This window comes from Alphaproteobacteria bacterium, assembly GCA_035625915.1.
Taxonomy (GTDB): Bacteria; Pseudomonadota; Alphaproteobacteria; order JACZXZ01; family JACZXZ01; genus DATDHA01.
The window spans coordinates 1-7,852 of record DASPOR010000067.1 but is presented as its reverse complement, the minus strand read 5'-3'; the positions used below and the strand labels follow the sequence as shown (position 1 = coordinate 7,852).

The following is a 7,852-nucleotide window of genomic DNA, read 5'->3' as shown; positions in this document are numbered from 1 at the left end:
GACCGCCAACTCGTCGTTGCCCATGCGGCAGGTGCAGGATGGATGGTAAGCGCTTTCGGCCTTTTGGCGCACGAAGGCGTCGATTTCCTTGTCAGTCCGCACGCCAGGGCCCGGCTGAAGCTCGGCGCCGCGATAGGGATCGAACCCGCGTTGCGCAAAAATTTCACGCGTGAGTTTCACCGCGTCGCGCAACTCGAGCCGGTCCTGCTCGGTCATCAGATAGTTCGGCTGGATCGAGGGATGGGTGCTCGGGTCGGCGGAGCGAAGGGTGATTGAGCCCACGCTTGTGGGTCGCATTGGACCGACATGAGCCTGGAAGGCGTGCCGGTCGGCAGGCTTCCTGCCATGATCGACCACGATCGAGGGCAGGAAGTGGTACTGCAGATCTGGATGTCCTATGGCGCTGTTGCGGCGGATGAATGCGCCGGCCTCAAGGTGGGAGGAAGCACCCCAGCCCGAGTGAAAGAGAAACCATTCGACGCCGATCCGTGTCCGCACGAGCGGATTTTCGGCCGTGTAGAGCGTGATCGGCTTCGTGCACGCATGTTGGACATAAAGCTCGAGATGGTCCTGCAGGTTTTGGCCGACGCCGGGCAAGTCCACCAAGACGGGTATGTTCTGGCGGCCGAGTTCGATGGCGGGGCCAATTCCCGAGAGCATGAGGAGTTGAGGCGAATTGACCGCACCGCCGCATAAGATGACTTCGCGCTCTGCACGAACTTGAGCGGTGCGCCGCCCAATTACATATTCGAGCCCGGTCGCTTTCTTCCCCTCGATCAAGATTCGGGTACTGAGTGCCGCGACCAGGACGGTCAGATTTGGCCGCTCGAGAACGGGCCTGAGATACGCGGATGCAGCACTCCAGCGTCTGCCGCGATGGATGGTGAGATCCATCGGGCCAAAGCCTTCCTGCTGAAAGCCGTTCATGTCCGCAGTGTAGGGATAGCCGGCCTGAATGCCAGCCTCGATGAAGGCGCCGAAGAGTGGATTGGCGGTGCTGGCCGTGTGCACATGGAGCGGTCCGCTGTCGCCGCGATAGAGATCGCCCCCTTGCTCGCGGGTCTCGGCCTTCTTGAAGTACGGCAAAACATGCGCGTACGACCATGGCTCGAGACCATTGGTGCGCGCCCATCTGTCGTAATCCTTCGCGTGACCGCGAACGTAGACCATCGCATTCAGCGATGACGACCCGCCGAGGACGCGCCCACGCGGCCAATACATGCGTCGGCCGTCCATGTGTTGTTGCGGCTCGGTCTCGTAATGCCAGTTGTACTTGTCGTCGCGAAGGTTGTGCGCAAGTGCGGCGGGCATGTGAATTTTCCATGTCCGATCCTTCGGACCCGCCTCGATCAAGAGGACGCGCACGCCCGGGTCCTCCGAAAGTCGGTTGGCAAGGACGCACCCGGCCGAGCCGGCGCCGACAATCACATAGTCGTAGCTTCCGCTCCGACGCATATGGTGCGCCCCCGGTGGACCCTGCCGTCATATTCTTCGCTCGCACGAGCAATGGCGGCGAAGGCCGTTGACAGGCTGCAGTTTGGCATAGACGCTGTCCTGCTGCGAGTCGTACGCAGCATTCGTATCGCGGGCGAATCGAGACGGCCCAGGGATGCAGGATCGATTGTCGATGGCAAAAGTCGATGTGGGCAACGGCGTCTACGATATCGACCTCGCCGCCTTCGACAAGGATGGCACGCTCATTGACTTTTACCATCTCTGGGGCCGTAAGGCGCGTGTTGCGGTCGAGGCGGTGGTTGCGCGGCTTTGCGGGGATGCAGGGCTTGCCGAGCAGCTTTATCGCAGCATCGGCTACGACCCGGCGACGGGGCTCGCCGCCCCCGACGGTCCCCTCACAATCGCGTCAATGGCCAAGCTTTACGCGATTTGCGCCACGGTGCTCTATCAGCAAGGGCTGAGCTGGCACGAGGCAGATGACATCGCGCAAAAAACATTCGCGGGCGGACTTGGCGCTCTTCCCACCGGCGATCTCGTGAGGCCCGTGGGCGACGTGCGGCAGCTTTTTCAACGGCTCGCCGGTGCAGGCGTGAAAGTCACCGTCGTGACGAGTGACGACCGCACGCCAACGCTCGCCACTTTGGAGTTGCTCGGTGTTGCATGCTACGTGGCGGGGATCGTATGCGGCGACGACCCAATTCCCAATAAACCGGCTCCCGACAGCCTTCTGTATTTGTCCCGCGAATTCGCCGTGCCAGTCGAACGCATCATGATGGTTGGCGACACGCCGGGCGACATCTCGACCGGTAAGAGCGCTGGTGTTGGCTGCTGCGTGGGGCTATTGAGCGGGGCAGGCAAACGCGGGGACTTGGCGCCCCACGCCGATGCGGTGCTGACGTCAATCGACGACATTCGCGTGATCGGCTGACGTGCGATTTCGAAATGGCATCCTCAAATCCGCAGCAGCTCTTGCCGACCCGATTCGGCTCGGGATAGGCTGTCTTCGCACCAAGGCAACTCTCTTGGCGCGAAAGGAACCGGTCGTGACGCACTTCGATTCGCACATTGTGTTGCATTACCGGAAATATCCAATCGCGGCACACTGCCGCAAATTGAATGGGTGCTGGATGTTGCGAGACATGAAAATTATCGTTTGCGCGGTTGCCGCCATGACGATAGGGCCGACATTGGCGTTTGCGGCCTCTTCATCAGTCGATGACGCGAACGCGGCCAGAAAGGCTCAAGAGCTTACAAATGCGGTGCAGGCGCCCAACGTGCCGATACAGATAGCGCAGGCGGCACCTGCTCCGCCGCCATCGGGGGCGCAAGGTAAAGCGATCGGCAAAACGGTGACGCCGGTCGATCGGACGGAGACGTGGATCAACGACCTGCACAAAAGTCTCCGCATCACGAAAGATCAAGAGCCATTGTGGAATGACGTAGCCCAGGCCATGCGCGACGAGGCGAGTGCCACGGACGCATTCTTCAAGGACCGTGCCGCCCGTGTGAACACGATGACGGCCGTCGACGATCTCAACGCCTATCAGGCGTTCACGCAGGAACGCGCCGACCGCCTCAAAAAGGTCGCGACCGCGTTCCAAACCCTCTATGACAGCATGCCTGCCGACCAGAAGAAAAACGCGGACACGGTCTTCAAGAACTTTCACCACCGCGGCACACGAAGCGCCAAACCCAAGAGCGATTGATTGTAGAAGCGGCGAGACAGAGCGAATCCCTCGGCTTGGAGACCGAGCGGTTAACCTTCACGTCCCTCGCCGCCACGTCGTGACGGGGCAATGATCCTAATTCGTCAGCCGCCACGTGCCGTCAGGCTGGAGGCAGGCGGTGCCATTCACAATCGACCCATCGCTCTGACGCCACTGTCCCGAGGAACAACTCGGCTGCGCCTGGACGGCAGCACCAGGGGGAGGGGCTTGTACCGCCGCGGGCGGCGCGGGTGGAGGCGCATAGACGGCGGGTGGGGGCGCATAGACGGTGGGCGGGGGCGCGTAAACGACAGGCGGTGGGTAATAATAGGCGGGCGGGGGAGGAGCAACGTAGACTGGCGCCGGCGGACCGAAGAAACCGAAATCCAGGACGACGTGCCCGCCGTCGTGGAAGTGATGAAAATCGTCCGCGAGGGCCGCTGGCGCCGTACGCCCCGCCGCGAACGCCAAGGCGGACGCGCCGAGCGCGATCAGCGCGCTGTTGCGGAGGAATTTTCTCGAACTCAGGAAACGCATAGGAGTGACTCCATTAGAAACGTCCCATACTCACCGCCCACGATCGAAAGGCAGGCATATCACCGGGCAAACATTGACAAATACGCAGCTCGGTTGAAATACCCTGCGGGCTATATATGGCCGTAACATGTCCTAATTTCCATCTGTTTCACTAGGACGGTCGCCCCTCATTTCGAAAGACGCACGGAAGGGATTGCCGGTTCAAGGCTTCGAGGGTGGAATCCGATGAATCGTAAGAAAGAGTCGCTTGCCCCAGTCGACACCAATGTTTCCCGCACCGACAAGGGAGATGGTGAATTCGAATTTCTTAATCTCCACGAGATCGTCAAGAGGGCTCGAGATCGCCTCGACCAGAACAACTGGGACTATATCGTGGGCGGTACCGAGACCGAAACCACGTTGCGGCACAACCGTATGGCCCTCGACTCGATCGCCTTTCGCCCGCGAGTCCTGCGCGACGTGCGCAATGTCGATGCGTCGGCTGAATGCCTGGGGCGCAAAATGCGCCTTCCCGTCATCCTGGCGCCGATCGGCGCGCTCGAGTCCTTCGACGAGGGCGCGGGTGCCACGGTCGCGCGGGCAGCCGATGCATTCGGCGTTGCTCATATGTTGAGTTCCGTTTCGGAGCCGGGTCTCGAGCACGTTGCGCGCGCAGCGCCCGGGGCATTTCGCATCTATCAACTCTATGTCCGCGGCGACGACTCGTTCGTCGACGATCATGTCGCGCGCGCTATCGCCCACGGCTATGCCGCATTCTGCCTGACGGTCGACACGGCGATTTATAGCCGGCGCGAACGCGATCTTGCCAAGCGCTTCGTGACGTCGGGCCGACGCCGGGTCTCGGCCACCGACGGAAGCGGTTTCCAAGCCGGGCTCGATTGGCGCGCCGTCGAAAGGATCAAGGGAAAATTCGATGTTCCGCTAATCTTAAAAGGCATCGCCACCGCAGAGGATACGAAGATCGCTTGCGAGTACGGTGTCGATTGGGTCTATGCCTCGAACCATGGCGGCCGGCAACTCGACCATGGACGTGGCGCTCTGGATTTATTACCGGAGATCGTTCGGGCATCTGCTGGCCGCGCCAAGATCGTCGTCGATGGCGGCATATCGAGAGGTACCGATATCGTCAAAGCCATTGCAACGGGCGCGGACCTTGTCGGTATAGGCCGCTTGCAATGCTATGCGCTTGCGGCGGCGGGGCAGCCGGGCGTTCTCCGGATGCTCGAACTTCTCGAAGACGAAGTACAACGCTGTCTCGGGCTTCTCGGCGTCAATCGTTTCGCAGACCTCGACGCAACCTATCTCCTTCCGGCGACGCCCGCCAACCCACCGGGCGTGCTGAGCGCATTCCCGCTCCTCGATATTGAGGACTACCGCTATTGATCTCGGTCGTTGGACCTCAACGATGCGTCACTTATCGAGGAAAACAAGGTCTCACGCGGGATGCGCGGCGGCGACCGGCCGGATGCCTATTCCGCTGCCTGGGTCCCTTCGCGGACGGCTGTCGCGGTTGAGATGACGGCGCGCTTGCGGCCTTGCAAGCGCGCCTGCAAATGGCCGAGATAGAGGTAGATGACGGGTGTGGTGAAGAGTGTCAGCATCTGCGAGAGGATCAAGCCGCCCACGATTGCATATCCAAGCGGGCGACGAATCTCCGATCCTGTTCCGGCACCGAGCATGAGCGGCACGCCGCCGAGAAGTGCTGCCATTGTCGTCATCATGATCGGGCGAAAGCGCAAGAGACAGGCCTGATAAATCGACTGCTCCGGCGCCATGCCCTCGTTTCGTTCGGCAGCCAGCGCGAAGTCTATCATCATGATCGCGTTTTTCTTCACGATTCCGATCAGAAGTATGATGCCGATGAGTGCTATGACGCTGAGATCGTAGTGGAAGATCATGAGCATCAGCAAGGCGCCCATGCCCGCCGACGGGAGAGTCGAAAGAATCGTCAGGGGGTGGATGTAGCTCTCATAGAGCATTCCGAGAATGATGTAGATGACCACGATCGCCGCCGCGATCAAGTAAGGCTGCGTCGCGAGAGAGGTCTGGAACGCCTGAGCGCTTCCCTGGAAGGTTCCGATAAGCGTTCCGGGCTTGCCGGCTTCCCGCTCCACCGACTGAATCGCCGCGACCGCTTGGCCAAGGGCCGTTCCCGGGCTCAAATTGAACGAGATGGTCACGGCCGGGAACTGGCCCTGGTGGTTGATCGAAAGATATGTCACCGGCAGCGTATCGTATTTGACGAAGGTCGAGAGCGGTACTTGCTGTCCGGTGATCGGCGAGGTTAGGTAGATCTTCTCGAGCGTATCGGTCCGCACCTGGAACGATGGGTCGACTTCGAGAATCACGTGGTAGGCATTGAGTTGCGTGAAATACTGCGTGACCTGGCGTTGGCCGAACGCATCGTAGAGCGTGTCGTCGATCGCCTGCGGCAGGATGCCGAAGCGCGAGGCTTGGCTGCGATCGATCTCCATGCTCACAGTCGTCGCATTCGTCTGCTGATCGCTGGCGACGTCCTGAAGCTCGGGTAATGCCTTGAGCTTGGCAAAAAGCTTCGGCGCCCATTCGTTGAGTTCGTCGAGGCTCGCGTCCTGAAGCGTGTATTGGAACTGGGTGCGCGAGAGGCGGCCGCCGACATTCAGGTCCTGGGCAACCTGCATGTAGAGGACGATGCCGGGCACAGCAGCAATCTTCGGCCGCAGGCGGTTGATGACGTCGTAAGCGCTCGCGGTCCGCTCATTTTTGAGTTTGAGGTTGATCGCGAAGCGGCCGTTGTTGATCGTCTGCGTGGCACCGCCCGCCCCCACGAACGAGGCAAAGGCCGCAACGTCGGGATCCGCGCGCACGATGTCGGCGATTTGCAGCTGAAGACGGCTCATCTCGGCGAAGGAAACGCTCTGCGCGGCATCGGTGACTCCGAAGATGAAGCCGGTGTCCTGCTGTGGGAAGAACCCCTTCGGAATCACGCTGTAAAGATACCCCGTGGCCACGACGGTCGCGATGAAGACGCCAAGCGTGATACGCCGATGCAGCATCACCCAATCGAGGCACCGGCGATAGCCGGCGAGCATGCCGTCGAAAAACCGCTCGCTCAGCATATAGAGGCGGCCATGCGCGCGGCCGTGTTCGGCCCTCACGAACCGAGCGCACATCATCGGTGTGAGCGTCAGCGACACGATGGCCGACACCGCGATTGCAATCGTGACGGTGATGGCGAATTCGTGAAACAGCCGCCCGATGATGCCGCGCATGAGGAGGAGCGGGATGAAAACGGCGATCAATGACACGCTGATCGAAATGATGGTGAATCCGATCTCCCGGGCACCCTTGATCGCGGCCTCGAGTGGCCGGATCCCGTCCTCGACATGGCGGATGATGTTCTCGATCATGACGATGGCATCGTCCACAACGAAACCCGCGGCAATCGTCAGCGCCATGAGCGAGAGGTTGTCGAGGCTGTAGCCGATCAAATACATCACGGCGAACGTGGCGACGAGCGATAGCGGAACCGTAATACCCGGGATCACCGTCGCCCAGAAATTCCGCAGGAAGAGGAAGATCACCATGACGACGAGTGCCACGGTGAGAATGAGGGTGAATTGTACGTCCGCAACCGACGCACGGATCGTCTGAGTACGGTTTGCCAGGACTTCGATGTCGATGGCAGGCGGCACGGCCGTTCGAAGCTGGGACAATTGCGCCAAGATGCGATCCACAGTGTCGATCACATTGGCGCCCGGCTGCTTGGTGATAATAAGAACGATACCCCGTTTGACCCCGTTAAGTGTCCCCGCGAGCTTCGTGTTCTCGGGTCCGTCGATCGCTTGGCCGATATCGCGGATTCGAACGGGCGAGCCGGTGCGATAGGCGATGATTACGTCGTTCCATTTGTCGGCTGCGAGCAGTTGGTCGTTGTTGTAGATCGTGAAATTCTGATGAAGGCCATCGATGCTCCCTTTGGGAGCATCGACCGTTGCATTGGCGATGACGTTACGGACGTCTTCGAGGCTCAGGCCCATTGAGGCGAGCTTTGCCGGGTCGACTTGCACGCGGACCGCGGGCTTCTGTTCGCCGCCGATGCCGACGAATCCGACCCCCGAGATTTGCGAAAGCTGCTGGGCGAGGACATTGTCGGCGTAGTCGTCCACCACGGT

The 7,852-nt window shown here is 60.7% G+C and carries 6 protein-coding genes; 3 read left to right on the top strand and 3 right to left on the bottom strand.

Annotated features, from left to right (window positions below):
* Window positions 1–1,455: choline dehydrogenase (locus tag VEJ16_05905; GenBank protein ID HYB09183.1), on the bottom strand; the 1,455-nt coding region annotated here is incomplete at its 3' end.
* 172 nt (window positions 1,456–1,627) lie between these two features.
* Here VEJ16_05905 and VEJ16_05900 point away from each other — a divergent pair.
* Window positions 1,628–2,383, top strand: coding sequence for an HAD family hydrolase (locus VEJ16_05900; GenBank protein HYB09182.1), 756 nt, complete (start codon window positions 1,628–1,630; stop codon window positions 2,381–2,383).
* Window positions 2,384–2,594: 211 nt separating this feature from the next.
* Window positions 2,595–3,161: a Spy/CpxP family protein refolding chaperone gene (locus VEJ16_05895; GenBank protein HYB09181.1), complete on the top strand. Its 567-nt coding sequence runs from the start codon at window positions 2,595–2,597 to the stop codon at window positions 3,159–3,161.
* Window positions 3,162–3,257: 96 nt separating this feature from the next.
* Here the strand turns inward: VEJ16_05895 and VEJ16_05890 are convergent, their stop codons facing one another.
* A complete protein-coding gene (locus VEJ16_05890; protein ID HYB09180.1) occupies window positions 3,258–3,698 on the bottom strand; it encodes a hypothetical protein in 441 nt (146 codons plus the stop codon).
* 225 nt (window positions 3,699–3,923) lie between these two features.
* Here VEJ16_05890 and VEJ16_05885 point away from each other — a divergent pair, with 225 nt between their 5' ends.
* Window positions 3,924–5,081 (top strand): alpha-hydroxy acid oxidase, encoded by a 1,158-nt coding sequence (locus VEJ16_05885; GenBank protein HYB09179.1) that lies wholly within the window; start codon window positions 3,924–3,926, stop codon window positions 5,079–5,081.
* A gap of 86 nt (window positions 5,082–5,167) precedes the next feature.
* Here VEJ16_05885 and VEJ16_05880 read toward each other — a convergent pair.
* Window positions 5,168–7,852 (bottom strand): efflux RND transporter permease subunit (locus VEJ16_05880; protein ID HYB09178.1); only part of this gene is annotated, 2,685 nt, incomplete at its 5' end.

Excerpts from the sequence above, each read along its gene's own strand:
- VEJ16_05900 (HYB09182.1), top strand. The coding sequence starts at position 1,628 with ATGGCAAAAGTCGATGTGGGCAACGGCGTCTACGATATCGACCTCGCC.
- VEJ16_05895 (HYB09181.1), top strand. The coding sequence starts at position 2,595 with ATGAAAATTATCGTTTGCGCGGTTGCCGCCATGACGATAGGGCCGACA.
- VEJ16_05890 (HYB09180.1), bottom strand. The coding sequence starts at position 3,698 with ATGCGTTTCCTGAGTTCGAGAAAATTCCTCCGCAACAGCGCGCTGATC.
- VEJ16_05885 (HYB09179.1), top strand. The coding sequence starts at position 3,924 with ATGAATCGTAAGAAAGAGTCGCTTGCCCCAGTCGACACCAATGTTTCC.